The following is a 16,025-nucleotide window of genomic DNA, read 5'->3' as shown; positions in this document are numbered from 1 at the left end:
TATATAGATAGGTTTAATATAGCCAATAAAGTTTGAGCTTAGTTTGATTTTATTGACTACTTTCTTGATATTTAAAATATTTTTAATTTTGTGCTGTAATAAACATAGCATCACCATAACTAAAAAATCGATAGTTTTCTTTAACGGCATGTTGGTAAGCCTTCATGGTATTTTCGTAACCAGCGAAGGCTGAAACAAGCATAATCAAGGTTGATTCAGGTAAATGAAAATTGGTTATAAGTGAATCAATGACTTTAAATTGATAGCCAGGATAAATAAAAATTTGGGTATCGGCAAAAAAAGGTGCTATTTTCCCTGTTTTTTGTGCTGCACTTTCTAAAGCTCGAACAGAAGTTGTTCCCACAGCGATAACTTTTTTGTTTCGTGCTTTACATGCTAACACCGCTTCCACAACAGTTTCCGGCACTTCAGCATATTCAGAGTGCATAATATGGGTTTCAATGTTTTCAACCCTAACTGGTTGGAATGTTCCTGCTCCAACGTGTAGAGTGACAAATGCCATTTCGACGCCTTTCTGTTTTAGTTTTTCTAATAAAGGTTTATCGAAATGAAGACCGGCCGTGGGTGCAGCAACGGCTCCTGGCACTTTACTATACACTGTTTGATAAACTTCCCAATCTTGTTCATTATCAGGACGATCAATATATGGCGGTAATGGAATATGACCTATTTTATTTAAAATACTAAGAACATCATTTGGAAATTGCAATTCAAATAAAGCATCGTGACGTGTTAGCATGGTAACCTTAATAGGGTCATTTTCACCTAATATTAGTTCAGCACCTGCTTTGGGTGATTTGGATGCCTTAATATGCACAAGGGCTCGGTTATTATCTAATATCCTTTCAATTAATACTTCAATTTTTCCACCCGAAGCCTTTTTTCCATATAAGCGAGCAGGAATAACTTTAGTATTATTGAAAATAAGTAAATCACCCGGATTGATTTTATCGATAATATCAGTAAAAACATTATCTTCAATTTTACCTGTGCGACTATCAAGTGATAAAAGTTTACAGGCACTTCTGGTTTCTGAAGGATGTTTGGCAATTAGCTCTTTAGGAAGATAAAAATCAAAATCGGATAGTTGCATAATCGTGTTCCTCAAAAATGAGGCATTAGTCTAAAGCCCTGATATTGTCTAATCAAGCAATTATTTGTTGATTATTATAAAAGTTACGTTAAAATTTCAATTGTCTAAAGAAATTAGGCATTTGACATTTATATTAATATAAGGAAAAGAGTATGAATAAACATCAAAAAACATTGTTGGTTGCACTGCCTTTAGTTGCTGCAATGTCACTCGCTGGTTGTAAAAATATGAGCGCAGATGACTTAACTAGTCTTGGCATGAAAGGTTTGAAAGCTGCTACTCTAAGTGATAATGATGTAAAAGCATTAAGTCAACAATCATGTGCTGAAATGGATGCACACTCAAAAGTTGCTTCACCAAAAAGCGCTTATGCTAAACGATTAAAGAAAATTGCTAAAGCACTTGGTAATAACTTAGACGGTACACCAATTAACTATAAAGTTTATATCACAAAAGATGTTAATGCATGGGCAATGGCTAATGGTTGTGTTCGTGTTTATAGTGGTTTAATGGACATGATGACTGATAATGAAATTCAAGGTGTTTTAGGTCACGAATTAGGTCACGTAGCTTTAGGTCATAGTAAAAAAGCAATACAAGTTGCTTATGCAACTGAAATAGCACGTGATGCAGCAGCTGCTTCTGGTAATGCAAAAATTGCTTCTTTATCAAAATCTAGCTTAGGTGCGTTAGCATCAGCAGTGATTAATTCTCAATTTTCACAAAAACAAGAACAAGATGCGGATAACTATTCTTTCGATTTCTTAGTTAAGAAAAAAATTAATCCAGCAGGACTTGCATCTGCATTTGATAAATTAGGTGGTGGTGACTCTTCAATCTTAAGTAGCCATCCATCTTCAACAGATCGTGCAAACAACATTCGTAAAAAAATCGCTGAACTTAAAAAATAAGCACAGTAATTTTTAATCAAAAGCGCTATTAATGGCGCTTTTTTTATTTGTTACCAATAAAATAAAATTTGAAGACGAAGCTAAGATTTAAAAGTTTCAAGGCGATTATTGATAATACATTGATCTTTAACCATTTCAAATGAAACCAAAACCCCTTCCAAATTAATACCTAGAGTAATCAAAATGTTATCAAAAACATAATAGTAACGCATGTGCTCTTCATAGATATGATCTTTAAATCTATAATTATGATTAAACTGATTGGTTAACTCAAACGGCTGACCAATTTTAAAGTCAAAACCAAGAAAATCTAAAATTTGATTTGCTTTATCACATAAGAAAGTGTTGTCTATAACTTCATCAATTGATAATGCCTCAACATTATCCGAAATATAAAAAAAGAGAATTTGATAACCACAGACTTTTCCTATTCCTGAAATATCAGCATAACCGAAGTCTTCGATAATACGATACTCATCTAAATTAAAAAAAAGATCGATATCAAGTGTGGCGAATCTTGTTATTTGATACATACCGGCTAACTTACTATTAAATTTTTAGTTTTGAATGTTACTGAAAAAAGTTATTAACTGTTTACAAAGTTGCAAGTAATTTTCTTTTTAAAATAAGTCGAAGATCATCGCCCACCATAGCAACCGATTCAAATTGAAATTGTGGTGCTAATGAAAGCTTTTGCAGATTTGGCAATATACACATATCTAACGCATTATGACCAAGTAATTTTGGTGCATAATAAATAATTAATTCATCCACTAAATCTTGTTCTATTAGAGCTCCAGCCAGATGAGCACCAGCTTCAACCCAAACCGAATTTATTTGTTTTTCGGCTAATAATGCAAACAATTTAGATAAATCTATTTGTTTACAACTAGATGATTCTATAATTAATTTGGTATTTTGTTTTGCAATAAGGCTATCTTTTTTTCGTACTACCCATGTTTCACCTGGCTGATTGAAAATATTTTCAGTACCTATTAGCTGATCTTGACTGTCAATAATTACACGAACAGGTTGCCGGATTTTTTCTGGTAGGTAGATTTTTTTTATTTCATCAGGTAATTCGTTATATCTAACTGTTAAACTTGCATTATCAGCTTGCACAGTCGCACGAGTACTTAAAATACAGCTTGCTTGAGCTCGGAACTGTTGCACATCTTCTCTTGCCTTATTTGATGTTATCCATTTGCTTTCACCAGATGCCATGGCAATTTTACCATCTAATGAGGCGGCTAGTTTAAGTTGAATATAAGGCAAACCTGTTCGCATGAGTTTTAAAAAGCCTTTATTAATAGCTTCTGCTTGCTCAGTTAAAACGCCAATGGTGACATCTATTCCTGCTTCTTTTAAGCGTTTAATACCATTACCTGCAACATTAGGGTTAGGATCTTGCATCGCAATTACTACACGAATGATGCCAGCTTTAATAAGCGCATCAGCACAAGGAGGTGTTCGACCAAAATGACTACAAGGCTCTAATGTCACATAAGCTGTTGCGCCGATTGCCTCATCACCAGCCATTTTTAGTGCATGAACTTCGGCATGAGGCTCACCAGCTTTTTGGTGATAACCTTTGCCAATTATTTGATCATCTTTAACAATGACACAGCCAACATTAGGATTTGGTGTTGTTGTAAAACGACCAAGCTTAGCCAAATCAATGGCTTGTTGCATATAGAAGTGATCTTTATTGCAAATTGCAGTCATATTGTTGATTATTTTTGTTGTAACTTAGCAATTTCATTACTAAATTGTTCGATATCGTCAAAACTAAAATAAACCGAAGCAAAACGAATATAAGCAATTTTATCTAGATTTTTAAGTTCTTCAATCACATAGTCACCAATTAATTTTGCTGGGACTTCACGTTCACCTGTTGCTCTTAGTTTAGATTTTATACGTGTAATCGCATCTTCAATGGCATCAAAACTCACTGGGCGTTTTTCAAGAGCCCTTTTCATACCATTGCGTAATTTATCTTCATTGAATGGTTCGCGAACTTTATTGCTTTTAATGACATTAGGCATAATTAATTCAGCAACTTCAAATGTAGTAAATCTTTCATTACATTCAACACATTGCCGTCTACGACGGACTTGAAATCCTTCACCGATAAGACGTGAATCAATCACCTTTGTATCATCTGCATTACAAAAAGGACAGTGCATAAATGTATCCTTATGGCAACAAAATAATCATTACAATATCTGAAAATTTTGATTTAAACAAGGGTCTAATTGTTATGACGTTAATCATTATACTAGAAAAATAGGTATGGTTTATTCACCTTAAATGTTAGTTTTATCATCGATAGTATTAAAATATATGATGATGAAGATTCACCAAACATTCAAAAATTAGCCACCTATTTGGTGGCATAAAACACTTACCAATTTAATTTAATGAGAAAATCTCTTAATTTAGCAAAATCATCAGGCATACAATGAGAAAGCAATGTCATATCAGCTCGCTCTGCTAACTCTTTAGGCAATGGAACTGATTTACCTAAAATATCTTCAACCACTTCTTTAAATTTAGCAGGATGTGCCGTACCTAAAAATAGTCCATATTCACCCTCTTGTAACTGATCACGCAGTGCTCGATAAGCAATTGCACCATGAGGTTCAGATAAGTAACCTTTTTGATCAAGTTCACAAACAGTTTGCTTAGCAACTTCATCCGAAACAGTAGCATGACCGAGTGATTTAAGATCCCATCCCTCACGCTTATAAATCTCTTCGATACGTGGCCAGTTATTTGGTTGGCTTACATCCATTGCATTCGATAATGTTGCAATGGTTGTGTGAGGTTCCCACTTACCGGTTTCTAAATAACGAGGTACTGTATCATTGGCATTCGTTGCGGCAATAAAGCGTTTAATAGGTAATCCCATTGTTTTCGCAAGTAGACCTGCTGTTAAGTCACCAAAATTGCCACTCGGTACAGAGATAACCAGCTGTTCACGTTGGGTTGATGTGAGTTGTGCAAAAGCTTCAAAATAGTAACAGATTTGTGCTAATAATCGGCTAATATTAATTGAGTTAGCGGAGTTTAAACCGATTGTTTTTTTCAAATCTTCATCATCAAATGCTTTTTTAACTAAGGCTTGACACGCATCAAAGTCACTTTGAATAGCAATTGTATGTATATTATCACCTAAAGTACAAAATAACTTTTCTTGTAATGGACTAATTTTACCTTCTGGGTATAAAATCACGACGCGAATATTTGGTAAATGATAAAACGCATGAGCAACGGCCGCACCAGTATCGCCAGAAGTAGCAGTCAAAATAGTAATTTTTTTGTCAGCAGCGACTTGCACTAAAGCTTGCGCCATAAAGCGTCCACCAAAATCTTTAAATGCTAATGTTGGTCCATGATATAGTTCTAATGAACCAATGTCTGCTTCCACAGAAGTTACTGGAGCAGGGAATTGAAATGCATTTTTAACAAGTCTATGCATATCATCACAGCTAATCTCATCACCAATAAAAGCAGATAAGATCTTGGCACTTCGAGTAATAAAATCAAGTTTTAATAACGACTCAATTTCGGATGATGAAAATTTAGGTAATTGTTGAGGAAAGAATAAACCTTGCCCTCTTCCTAATCCTTGTTGAACTGCTTGTGCAAAGCTAACTTGCTGGGAATGATCTTTTAAGTTATATAATTTCATAATATTTTCCGGTTATCTTTATGCTGTAATATTTCACTCTTCGTAATATCAACTTGTTGAATAATAGTTGGCAATTTTGTTATATTTAACTCTACTTTTTATAGTAAACATTAAATAACTCTTGTTCCTTGAGTATCAATTTTACAAATATGAGTAAAACCTTCATCATTTTGCAAATAATATTTTTTAAGTAATAATTCAATTTGCTGAGCTGTTTCAAGTTTATCTGCAATCACAAATATTGTTGGCCCTGAACCTGAAATACCCGATGACAAAGCACCAAGTTGCTTAACCCGTTTTTGAGTTTCATCAAAATTAGGTAATAATTGTTTACGATAAGGCTCAGCAATATTATCAAAAAGCATTGTGGCAGCCAGCTTAGGTTGTTTGGTATAACAAGCATGCAAAAATCCCCCCACATAGCGACCATGTGCTACACAATCAGACCTTTGATATTGAGCAGGTAAAATTGCACGTGCTTCAGCCGTTGATACCTTTATACCTGGATAAGCCATCACCCAATACCAATCATCAAAATGCGGAATCGACTCACTAATAATACCCATCTCATTAAGAATAAGTTGCATCCCACCTAAATAGCATGGCGCAACATTATCATAATGCACACTGCCCGAAATACGACCTTCAAGTTCTCCCATCATGGATAACATTTCAAATTCATTAAAAGGTTTATCAAAAAACTCATTTAATGCAACCAATGCACCAACTACTGAGCACGCACTTGAACCTAAACCAGAGCCAATTGGCATATTTTTTTCAAGAGTCATACTAACAGGTAAAGTTTTACCCATTGCTTGACAAAATCGCTGCCAACATTGAAATACAATATTATATTTTGGATCACGTGGTAGCTTTTTGACAAATTGACCTTTGCTAGTAAGGGAAAATTCGTTAGCAGATTCAACTGTAATACAGTCACCAAGCATAGCGCCACTAATCGGGCTAATTGCTGCGCCCAATATATCAAAACCAACGCTAATATTAGCCATTGATGCAGGCGCATAAACGGTTAAAGATTTATGACTCATTTAACCTCCGATTTTACCTGATGTTGTACGTAAAATATCAGCAAAAACACCTGCTGCAGTAACATCATTACCAGCACCATAACCACGTAATACAAGAGGAATAGGTTGATAATAACGAGTATAAAAAGCTAAGGCATTTTCGCCATTTTTGACTTTATAAAGAGGATCTTCGCTATCGACAGCTTCAATTCTAACACTGCATTGATGGTTTTCTATGCTACCCACATAACGTAGAACTTTACCTCCTTTTGCTGCTTGTTCAGATTTTGCTTTAAAATGTGCATCTAACTGCGGTAATTTGGCCATGAAATCATCAATGCTACCTTGTGCATATTCAGGAGGTAATACGGATTCGACATTGATTTGATCCAATTCTAATTGTAAACCTGATTCTCTAGCTAAAATAAGTAACTTTCTAGCTACATCGGTTCCAGATAGATCGTCTCGAGGATCAGGTTCAGTAAAACCTTTCTCTTTAGCCAATTTAGTTGCTTCAGACAGTGACATGCCTTCATCAAGTTTACCAAATATAAAAGAAAGCGATCCAGATAGAATTCCCGAAAACTTGATTAACTCATCACCTGCATTAAGTAGATTTTGAAGATTTTCAATTACCGGTAACCCAGCCCCTACATTGGTATCATATTGGAATTTACGCTTATTTTTTGCAGCTTCTTGGCGTAAGCGTAAATAGTAGGCCATTGAGCTAGTATTTGCTTTTTTATTTGGTGTAACGACATGAAAGCCATTAGCTAAAAAATCAGCGTATTTGTCAGATACTTCGCTACTAGAAGTACAATCAACGAGAATCGGATTAAGTAATCGATTAGATTTGGCAAACTCAATAATACTATCTAATGAATATTTAGTATCACTCTGTTTGATTTGATCACGCCAATTACTAAGATCAATACCGTCTCTATTGGTTATGCTGTGTTTAGAGTTAAACAAACCACATACTCGCAAATCAATCTGTTTGTTTTTAAGCCATTTCTGTTGACGTCCAATTTGGTCGACAAGCGCACCACCGACCCCACCAACACCAATAACAAAGACATCAAGCATTTTATCAGTACCAAATAACATCTGATGCGCAACACGAACGCCCATTACAGCAACATCATTATCAACTACAACTGAAATTGAGCGTTCAGATGAACCTTGTGCTATAGCAACAATATTAATATTAGCTCTGGCTAATGCTGTAAAGAAATTAGCTGATAAACCACGTAAGGTACGCATGCCATCGCCTACTACAGAGATAATAGCAAGCCTTTCAATCACCTCGATCGGTTCAAGTAATCCATCTTTTAATTCTAAGAAAAATTCATCACTTAAAGCTTCTTCTGCACGATAAAGTTCTGTTTGTGGCACACAAAAACTAATGCTGTATTCAGATGATGATTGAGTAATAAGTACAACTGAAATGCCAGCATAAGACATCGCAGAAAAAACACGTGCCGACATACCAACCATACCTTTTAATCCAGGACCTGAAACATTGATCATTGCCATGTTATTTAAATTGGTAATACCTTTTACAGGTGTGGTTGAGTCAACAATATTAGCACCAATTAATGTGCCTGGCGCATCAGGATTATTTGTATTTTTGATTAAACAAGGAATCTGAAATTGGGCAATAGGTAAAATAGTTCTTGGATGAAGTACTTTTGCTCCAAAATATGAAAGTTCCATCGCCTCTTGATAAGACATTGTTTTTAGTAATTTGGCATCTGGTACAATACGGGGATCACAAGTATAAACTCCATCAACATCGGTCCATATTTCACAGCTATTTGCTCTTAAACAAGCTGCTAATACGGCAGCAGAATAATCAGAACCATTTCGTCCAAGCACAACTAATTCGCCTTTTTCATTACCAGCGGTAAAACCGGGCATTAGAATAAAATTGTCTTGTGGAATGTGCATTTCAGCAATTCGATGAGTCGATTCAGGTATATTAACAGTCGATTCTAAATAACCACCTTCTGCAATAAGCATAGCAACAGGATCTATTACCGTGATCGTATGGCCTCTTGCTTTGAGAAGTTCTTGCATAATAGCAATTGATAGCTTTTCTCCACGACAAATAATTGATGCATTGATACTATCAGGACATTGACCGAGTAAACGGATACCTTCAAGTAATTGCTTAACATGCTTTAATTCATTAAGAGCAAAATGCTTCATCTTTTCATAAGCAAAATTAGGGTGAGCTTTTGCAAGATCTGCTAATAGATCTGCAAATATCTTTTCAGCATCATAAATGTTACTTTTGATATCTTGCCCAGCAACCGTTTTTTCAACCATGGCTACTAAATGGTTGGTAATTTTAGCAGGTGCCGATAAAACAGTGGCGGTTTGCTCTTGTTTAGCATTATTTTCAATAATTTCTGCAACTCGCAAAAAGCGTTCTGCGTTAGCAACAGATGTTCCTCCAAATTTTAAAACTTTCATATCACACCTTACTTATTATCTTAGTTTATGCCCATTACTATCTATAATTATAGTTTTTAGAACTTATTTATAGGTATCAAAAATCTTGTAGTCTTATCATGCTAATTCTGTTTTTAATTTTTTTGCACAGATTAACTACTTTATTTCTATGCAAAATAAAAAACCCGCCTTTAGGGGGCGGGTTTTTTAATATTTATTGAAAAAATCAACCCACCCTAGATCGCATAATAGTACCTAAGGTGCTAATAATTCCTGTCATACTAACTAAAATTATCATGATTTTTCCTAAGAAATATTTAATTAAACTAAAAACAAAACAGCCCGACATTTTCATGTCAGGCTGTAATTTTAAAAAACCTTTTTGCTATTTTCGTATTCATTAACAACTTTATTCAATGCTTGATATATGCACTTTTCATCTTGTTTTTTTAATGCTTCATCTAAAATATTAAGATACGATAACATTAGCTTTTGATTATCTTCGGCAAATTGCGGCGATACTTCTTGATCTTCATATAACATAACATATGTACGAGCAAATCCAAAAATCAAAAAATAAACCGATGCATTTTTTGGATCTTCTTGAATTAATGCTCTCATTGCCTTTCTTAACTTTACATAACTATCAGTACCAGGCAAACTTGTCGCAAATGTTTTCGTTACTTCAGAAAATGTCATTGCCATAAACCTCAATCAAAATCACAAGAAGAAAGAATAACAACCCATTAGCATAAGTGCAAGTCTATTTTGTTTGCCAAACAAATTTTTTTAATTTCTACTAAAAATCAACAGAAGAAAAATTAATAAAAAAGGAATATTATTTGGTCTCTTTACAAATAGACAATCCTGCCGATGCTTGTGCAACAGGCATTATTTCAATTGAGTTAACATTAAAATGATTTGGTGTATTAATTAACCAAGAGACAGTATTGGCTATATCTTCAGGAGTAATAAATTCAACACCTTGATAAACCTGTGCGGCTTTCTGGTTATCGCCATGAAAGCGAACATTTGAAAACTCTGTACCACCACATAATCCCGGTTCGATATTAGTAACTCTAACCTTTTTCCCTAATAAATCGGTACGCAAATTAGCACTAAATTGTTTAACAAAAGCTTTAGATGCACCATAAACATTTCCGCCTTTATAAGCATAAGTACCAGCCACAGATCCAAGATTAATAATATAACCAAAATTGCGCTCAACCATTTCTGGTAATATTTGTCGAGTTAGATTTACTAGCCCAATAATATTAGTTTCAATCATTGTTTCCCAATCGTTATAATCTGCTTCATAAGCAGGTTCTAAACCTAATGCTAGACCTGCATTATTTATTAAAATATCTATGGGCTTAAATTCATTTGGTAATTGCAATAAAATAGTATTTACTGCATCTTTTTTAGTTATATCTAATGGTAATGAAAAGAAATTAGCACCTAATTCATCTGCAAGGTTTTGTAATTTATCTGCACGTCTAGCTAAGCCTACAACTTTATAACCATCTGCTATAAGTTTACGGCAAATAGCTTGCCCAAAACCAGAGGATGCACCAGTAACCAAAGCTATATTCATATTAAATCCCCTTATAAACTAAGTTAAAATTGGAGTATATTTCGATAAACGACTATATGCATAAACAAAAAGTAGTACATAAAAATATACTGAAACACATAGTTACCTGAAAGTTTTTTACAAAAAACTATCTAATATCTATAAAAAACCCGCTAATTAAGCGGGTTGATATTTAATACTTCATTTAGCAGGTTCTTCTGCTGGTTCTTCATCTTTTAGCGGAACAATCAAGGTATCAATATGTGTATTATTGATAAGTTGACGAGCAGAAGACATCAACTTACTCCAAAAGTCTTGATGATGACCACACACGACAAGATCAGCGCCATATTCATGAATTGCTTCGATTAATACTTGGTCAAATTCACCATTCCCAGAAAGAGTATGAGCTATAGGATATCCCGCATCATTGGCTAGTTTATTTAATGCAATATGCGCATCTTCAGTAATTCGGTCTTTCATATCATTCATATTAATATCAACTAAACCAGTATAAAGATCCGAATAATTAATACCAACATGAATCAAAGATATTTGAGCATTATATGGCCTAGCCATAGAAACTGCTTTTTCGACAAGAACTTCACTTTCAGGTGATAAATCTACTGCAACTAATATGTGTTTATAAGCCATGATACATTACTCCTTCCAATTTAACGGTCAGATAAAACTACAAAATTGATACTCTCTTTTTACTACTAAATCAATTTTTGAGCAAGCCAAAAAAGTGACCCAGATAACAAAATTGAAATTGGAAGTGTTAAAATCCAAGTTAACGCAATATTTTTAATGGTCTTACTTTGAACGCCACCACCATCAACAATCATTGTACCTGCCACAGATGAAGAAAGAACTTGAGTTGTTGAAACAGGCATACCAGTATAACTTGCAATCCCAATTGATAAAGCCGTAGTGATTTGTGCCGACACGCCTTGTGCGTAAGTCATCCCTTTTTTACCAATTTTTTCACCAATAGTAATAGCTACACGACGCCATCCTATCATTGTTCCAATTGCTAGCGCTGAAGCTACCGAAATAATGATCCAAATCGGCGCATATTCAACAGTTTTAAGTAAATCGTTATTCAAAGATTTCAGATATTGTTTTTCCTCTGCTGTTACATTAGCTTGTTTAGCAACATGCGAAACAGTATCCGATAAACATAATAATATGCGTCTAGCTTGTGAACGTTGTTCAACAGTGAGTGATTCATAATTATTCATTTTATTAAATAAATTATGAGCAATACCCAGTGTGATAAATGAATGTGAATAGTCACAATGATACTTATTCAAATCGCCTTCTGGAATACTTGTGTCTAATGCAGGTTGTTTACCTATTATCGTAGTTAGATCATCATTGTGAGTAACAAAGTACTCCTGAATATTATCAATAGCATTACGAGTGTTAGTAATATCATAGGTAGACGCATTCATATTAACAATAAAGCCAGCAGGAGCGATACCCATCAATACTAACATTAATAAACCAATACCTTTTTGTCCATCATTAGCACCATGAGAAAAACTCACACCTGCAGCAGAAATAATAAGCATTATTCGGATCCAAAAAGGTGGCTTTTTCTTACCATAAAGTTTTTCTCGCTGCTCTGGAGTCATAAAGATGCGTTCTCTTTTTTTACTACTTTTTTTACTTTGTCCTTTACGTGTCCAATACTTACGCAGACAAAAAATCATTAACCCAGCAATAACAAGACCAACTATTGGTGAAACAATCAAGGATAAAAAGATTTGAATCATCTTAGGAATATTAAGCGCATCAATAATTGATGTATCCATAACCAATGCATTTGCAAGTGCTACGCCAATAATAGAACCAATTAAAGTATGTGAACTTGATGCAGGAATACCAACAAACCAAGTACCTAAATTCCAAATGATTGCTGCAAACAAAATAGAAAATACCATAGCAAGCCCATGAGTAGAGCTTACATTAAGTAATAAATCAGTTGGTAACAAATGCACAATGGCATAAGCCACACTAAGCCCACCAAGTAGTACGCCAAAGAAATTAAATACTCCGGCCATAAAAACGGCAAGTTGTTCTTTCAATGCCCTTGTATAAATAACAGTGGCAACAGCATTAGCAGTATCATGAAATCCATTAATAGCCTCATAAAAGAGTACAAAAAGTAAAGCTAAGACTAATAATATAATGGTTGAAAATTCTAAATCAGCAAATAGATGAAACATAATATATCTTTCTGTTGTTAATTAGCGCCACTATTATCCTTGAGAATAAGCTAATGAGCAAAACAATTTTTTACATTTTTCGTTTAGCATAACGTGCAGCCAAAAAAGCACAAATCATTAATTGGATTTGATGAAAGATCATTAAAGGTAGGATCAAAATACCCATCATCGACATGGGGAAGATAACACTTGCCATTGGAATGCCACTTGCTAGGCTCTTTTTTGAACCACAAAATACAATTGTGATTTCATCTTGTTTGCTAAAACCAAAAAATCTTGCACTATAAGTGGTAATAAATAAAACTATAACTAACAGAATAATTGAGAAAAATATAATATTTAACAAAGATAAAAAACCGACTTGCGACCATATACCATTAACAACTGCATCACTAAACGCGACATAAACCACTAATAAAATCGACAAACGATCTGTTTTAGAAATAATATTTTTATACTTATCTACCCATTGACCAATAAAACGTCTAGATAAATGCCCGACAACAAAAGGCAACATCAGTTTCAGCATAATAGAGGTAATGGCATCAATTATGTTCATTGATGCCGAGGTTTGAGTATGTATTAACAATCCAACTAAAAGCGGGGTAATAAACACCCCCAATAACGTTGATGCTGAGGCACTGCAAATAGCTGCTGCCACATTACCTTTAGCTATTGAAGTAAATGCTATTGCAGACTGCACTGTTGCTGGTAAAACACAAAGATAAACAAAACCTAAATAAATATCATGTGATAAAAAAGTGGGCACTAGTAACTGCATCATCATGCCTAAAACTGGGAATATTACAAATGTAGTTGTAAATATTAACAAATGTAATCGCCAATTTTTTATACCAGAGACAATTGCTTGAAAAGAAAGTTTTGCACCATGCATAAAAAATAGCAAGCCAATAGCAAAAGTTGTAAGGTATTCAAAAACCGTTTTAGCCTGTCCTTCACAAGGAAAAAAGCTAGCTGTAATCACAACACAAATTAGAATCAATAAGAATGAATCAATCTTAACACGTTGAAATATATTCATGATTTTTAATATCTTTGATTAACAAGAATAAAAAAATCGCCACAAAAGTGGCGATATACAAGAAAGATAAAATTTATTCTAAGAAACTACGAAGCACATCAGATCGACTTGGATGACGTAATTTTCTCAGCGCCTTAGCCTCAATCTGACGAATACGTTCACGAGTTACATCAAATTGCTTACCAACTTCTTCTAGCGTATGATCTGTATTCATATCAATACCAAATCGCATACGTAACACTTTCGCTTCTCTAGGCGTTAATCCTGATAAAATATCGCGAGTTGCGCTACGCAAACTCTCAGAAGTCGCCGCATCTAGCGGTTGCTCAAGAGCTGTATCTTCAATAAAATCACCTAAATGCGAATCTTCGTCATCACCAACTGGTGTTTCCATCGAAATTGGCTCTTTAGCAATTTTAAGCACTTTACGAATTTTATCTTCAGGCATTTGCATGCGTTCAGATAACTCTTCAGGTGTTGGTTCACGACCGATTTCCTGTAACATTTGACGAGAAATACGATTTAACTTATTAATTGTTTCAATCATATGTACCGGAATACGAATTGTCCTTGCTTGGTCAGCTATAGAACGAGTAATCGCTTGTCTTATCCACCAAGTTGCATAAGTTGAGAATTTATAACCACGACGATATTCAAATTTATCAACTGCTTTCATCAAGCCAATATTACCTTCTTGGATAAGATCTAAGAATTGTAATCCTCGGTTGGTGTATTTTTTCGCAATAGAAATAACTAGTCGTAAGTTAGCTTCTACCATTTCTTTCTTAGCTCGACGTGCTTTAGCTTCGCCAATAGACATACGTCGATTAATATCTTTGATTTGCTCAATAGAAAGACTTGTTTCAGTTTCAATTTGTTGTAATAAATCAACTTGAGCAGCAATTTGAGTTTCAAAATCTTTTAAATTATCCGCAAACGCACCTTTCGATGATAAAGCTTTCTTAAACCAATCCATGCTATTTTCATTGCCAGTAAAATAAGTCATAAATAGTTTTTTCGGCATTTTGCATTTTTCAACACAAATCCTCATAATAACACGTTCATGAGTTCTAACACGCTCCATCATGCTTCTCATGTTATTAACAAGAATATCAAACTGCTTAGCAACTAAACGGAATTGTTTAAATATTTCTGATAGGTTTTCGATCTCTTGTTGTGCTTTTTTATGAGCTCGACCATATTTTTTAATAGCATCAGACGTTTTGTCGTGCTGCTCTTTTAATTCGGCAAATTTAGCTTTAGCAACTTCGGGATCGATAGAAACATCATCATCAGTTGATGCCTCGTTTTCGTCATCCTCGCTCTCATCATCGCTATCATCAATTTCAATTTCGGTTTCACTAACCTCTAAATCTTCAGGTAACTCTTCAGCAACTTCTTCAGCATTTGGATCAACAAAACCTGTAATCAAATCAGATAAACGAACTTGTCCGCTTTCGATTAAATTATATTGCTCTAAAAGATAAGTTATTGCTTCTGGATATTCCGATACTGAAGTTTGCACTTGATTAATGCCATCTTCAATACGCTTAGCAATATCAATTTCGCCTTCACGCGTTAACAGTTCAACCGCCCCCATTTCACGCATATACATACGAACAGGATCGGTTGTTCTACCAATTTCTGACTCAACATTAGATAATACTAATGCTGTTGCTGCTTCAACGGCCTCTTCATCAGGGACATTATCTGAAAGTAATAACTCATCAGAATCAGGGGCTTCTTCAAGAACTTGAATCCCCATATCATTAATCATTTGGATAATATCTTCAATCTGATCTGAATCAATAATCTCTTCAGGCAAGTGATCGTTGACATCAGCATAGGTCAGGTATCCTAGCTCCTTACCTCGAATGATTAGGAGTTTTAACTGTGATTGAGAATTTTGCTCCATAAAGGTATCCATTTTAGTTATTTGGTCATTTATATTATGCATGTAGAACAATATCTG

14 protein-coding genes are annotated in these 16,025 nt (G+C 34.5%); 1 reads left to right on the top strand and 13 read right to left on the bottom strand.

What is annotated here, in order from left to right:
• Positions 1-82 precede the first annotated feature (82 nt).
• Positions 83-1,114 carry a tRNA preQ1(34) S-adenosylmethionine ribosyltransferase-isomerase QueA gene (gene queA / locus A9G32_RS00525; protein ID WP_065589870.1) on the bottom strand — a complete coding sequence of 344 codons (1,032 nt, stop codon included), beginning with the start codon at positions 1,112-1,114 and terminating at the stop codon, positions 83-85.
• 152 nt (positions 1,115-1,266) lie between these two features.
• On the opposite strand from queA, the gene A9G32_RS00520 reads away from it, so the two are divergent.
• Entirely contained in the window at positions 1,267-2,025 is a 759-nt protein-coding gene (locus A9G32_RS00520; RefSeq protein WP_065589869.1) for a M48 family metalloprotease, read from the top strand.
• Positions 2,026-2,105: 80 nt separating this feature from the next.
• Here the strand turns inward: A9G32_RS00520 and A9G32_RS00515 are convergent, their stop codons facing one another.
• The 12 genes from A9G32_RS00515 to rpoD all read right to left on the bottom strand — a co-directional run bounded on the left by A9G32_RS00515 (position 2,106) and on the right by rpoD (position 15,968).
• Complete coding sequence (locus A9G32_RS00515; protein ID WP_065589868.1) at positions 2,106-2,558, bottom strand: hypothetical protein; 453 nt, start codon at positions 2,556-2,558, stop codon at positions 2,106-2,108.
• Positions 2,559-2,619: 61 nt separating this feature from the next.
• Positions 2,620-3,750: a bifunctional diaminohydroxyphosphoribosylaminopyrimidine deaminase/5-amino-6-(5-phosphoribosylamino)uracil reductase RibD gene (ribD, locus tag A9G32_RS00510; RefSeq protein ID WP_065589867.1), complete on the bottom strand. Its 1,131-nt coding sequence runs from the start codon at positions 3,748-3,750 to the stop codon at positions 2,620-2,622.
• An 8-nt stretch (positions 3,751-3,758) separates the two neighbouring features.
• Positions 3,759-4,211, bottom strand: coding sequence for a transcriptional regulator NrdR (gene nrdR / locus A9G32_RS00505; RefSeq protein WP_034914085.1), 453 nt, complete (start codon positions 4,209-4,211; stop codon positions 3,759-3,761).
• A 218-nt stretch (positions 4,212-4,429) separates the two neighbouring features.
• Complete coding sequence (gene thrC, locus A9G32_RS00500; RefSeq protein WP_034914088.1) at positions 4,430-5,719, bottom strand: threonine synthase; 1,290 nt, start codon at positions 5,717-5,719, stop codon at positions 4,430-4,432.
• Positions 5,720-5,829: 110 nt separating this feature from the next.
• Positions 5,830-6,768: a homoserine kinase gene (gene thrB, locus A9G32_RS00495; RefSeq protein ID WP_065589866.1), complete on the bottom strand. Its 939-nt coding sequence runs from the start codon at positions 6,766-6,768 to the stop codon at positions 5,830-5,832.
• Positions 6,769-9,225 (bottom strand): bifunctional aspartate kinase/homoserine dehydrogenase I, encoded by a 2,457-nt coding sequence (gene thrA / locus A9G32_RS00490; RefSeq protein ID WP_065589865.1) that lies wholly within the window; start codon positions 9,223-9,225, stop codon positions 6,769-6,771.
• A gap of 348 nt (positions 9,226-9,573) precedes the next feature.
• Complete coding sequence (locus tag A9G32_RS00485) at positions 9,574-9,903, bottom strand: hypothetical protein (RefSeq protein ID WP_034914101.1); 330 nt, start codon at positions 9,901-9,903, stop codon at positions 9,574-9,576.
• 139 nt (positions 9,904-10,042) lie between these two features.
• A complete protein-coding gene (locus A9G32_RS00480) occupies positions 10,043-10,798 on the bottom strand; it encodes an SDR family oxidoreductase (protein ID WP_065589864.1) in 756 nt (251 codons plus the stop codon).
• A gap of 180 nt (positions 10,799-10,978) precedes the next feature.
• Complete coding sequence (uspA, locus tag A9G32_RS00475) at positions 10,979-11,431, bottom strand: universal stress protein UspA (protein WP_065589863.1); 453 nt, start codon at positions 11,429-11,431, stop codon at positions 10,979-10,981.
• A 65-nt stretch (positions 11,432-11,496) separates the two neighbouring features.
• Positions 11,497-13,011, bottom strand: a complete 1,515-nt coding sequence (gene pitA / locus A9G32_RS00470) for an inorganic phosphate transporter PitA (RefSeq protein WP_065589862.1) — start codon at positions 13,009-13,011, stop codon at positions 11,497-11,499.
• Positions 13,012-13,081: 70 nt separating this feature from the next.
• A complete protein-coding gene (locus A9G32_RS00465) occupies positions 13,082-14,053 on the bottom strand; it encodes a bile acid:sodium symporter family protein (RefSeq protein ID WP_034914119.1) in 972 nt (323 codons plus the stop codon).
• Between the two features lie 73 nt (positions 14,054-14,126).
• Positions 14,127-15,968 carry an RNA polymerase sigma factor RpoD gene (gene rpoD, locus A9G32_RS00460; RefSeq protein WP_065589861.1) on the bottom strand — a complete coding sequence of 614 codons (1,842 nt, stop codon included), beginning with the start codon at positions 15,966-15,968 and terminating at the stop codon, positions 14,127-14,129.
• Positions 15,969-16,025: the final 57 nt, after the last annotated feature.

This window comes from Gilliamella sp. Gris3-2, from assembly GCF_001690345.1.
GTDB lineage: Bacteria > Pseudomonadota > Gammaproteobacteria > Enterobacterales > Orbaceae > Gilliamella > Gilliamella bombi.
This window is presented reverse-complemented; position numbering and strand designations above follow the sequence as displayed.

What these genes read in the sequence shown, in the direction of transcription:
- thrA (WP_065589865.1), bottom strand. Translation starts at nt 9,225, where the DNA reads ATGAAAGTTTTAAAATTTGGAGGAACATCTGTTGCTAACGCAGAACGC.
- uspA (WP_065589863.1), bottom strand. Translation starts at nt 11,431, where the DNA reads ATGGCTTATAAACACATATTAGTTGCAGTAGATTTATCACCTGAAAGT.
- A9G32_RS00480 (WP_065589864.1), bottom strand. Translation starts at nt 10,798, where the DNA reads ATGAATATAGCTTTGGTTACTGGTGCATCCTCTGGTTTTGGGCAAGCT.
- nrdR (WP_034914085.1), bottom strand. Translation starts at nt 4,211, where the DNA reads ATGCACTGTCCTTTTTGTAATGCAGATGATACAAAGGTGATTGATTCA.
- A9G32_RS00485 (WP_034914101.1), bottom strand. Translation starts at nt 9,903, where the DNA reads ATGACATTTTCTGAAGTAACGAAAACATTTGCGACAAGTTTGCCTGGT.
- rpoD (WP_065589861.1), bottom strand. Translation starts at nt 15,968, where the DNA reads ATGGAGCAAAATTCTCAATCACAGTTAAAACTCCTAATCATTCGAGGT.
- A9G32_RS00515 (WP_065589868.1), bottom strand. Translation starts at nt 2,558, where the DNA reads ATGTATCAAATAACAAGATTCGCCACACTTGATATCGATCTTTTTTTT.
- thrB (WP_065589866.1), bottom strand. Translation starts at nt 6,768, where the DNA reads ATGAGTCATAAATCTTTAACCGTTTATGCGCCTGCATCAATGGCTAAT.
- thrC (WP_034914088.1), bottom strand. Translation starts at nt 5,719, where the DNA reads ATGAAATTATATAACTTAAAAGATCATTCCCAGCAAGTTAGCTTTGCA.
- A9G32_RS00520 (WP_065589869.1), top strand. Translation starts at nt 1,267, where the DNA reads ATGAATAAACATCAAAAAACATTGTTGGTTGCACTGCCTTTAGTTGCT.
- ribD (WP_065589867.1), bottom strand. Translation starts at nt 3,750, where the DNA reads ATGACTGCAATTTGCAATAAAGATCACTTCTATATGCAACAAGCCATT.
- pitA (WP_065589862.1), bottom strand. Translation starts at nt 13,011, where the DNA reads ATGTTTCATCTATTTGCTGATTTAGAATTTTCAACCATTATATTATTA.
- queA (WP_065589870.1), bottom strand. Translation starts at nt 1,114, where the DNA reads ATGCAACTATCCGATTTTGATTTTTATCTTCCTAAAGAGCTAATTGCC.
- A9G32_RS00465 (WP_034914119.1), bottom strand. Translation starts at nt 14,053, where the DNA reads ATGAATATATTTCAACGTGTTAAGATTGATTCATTCTTATTGATTCTA.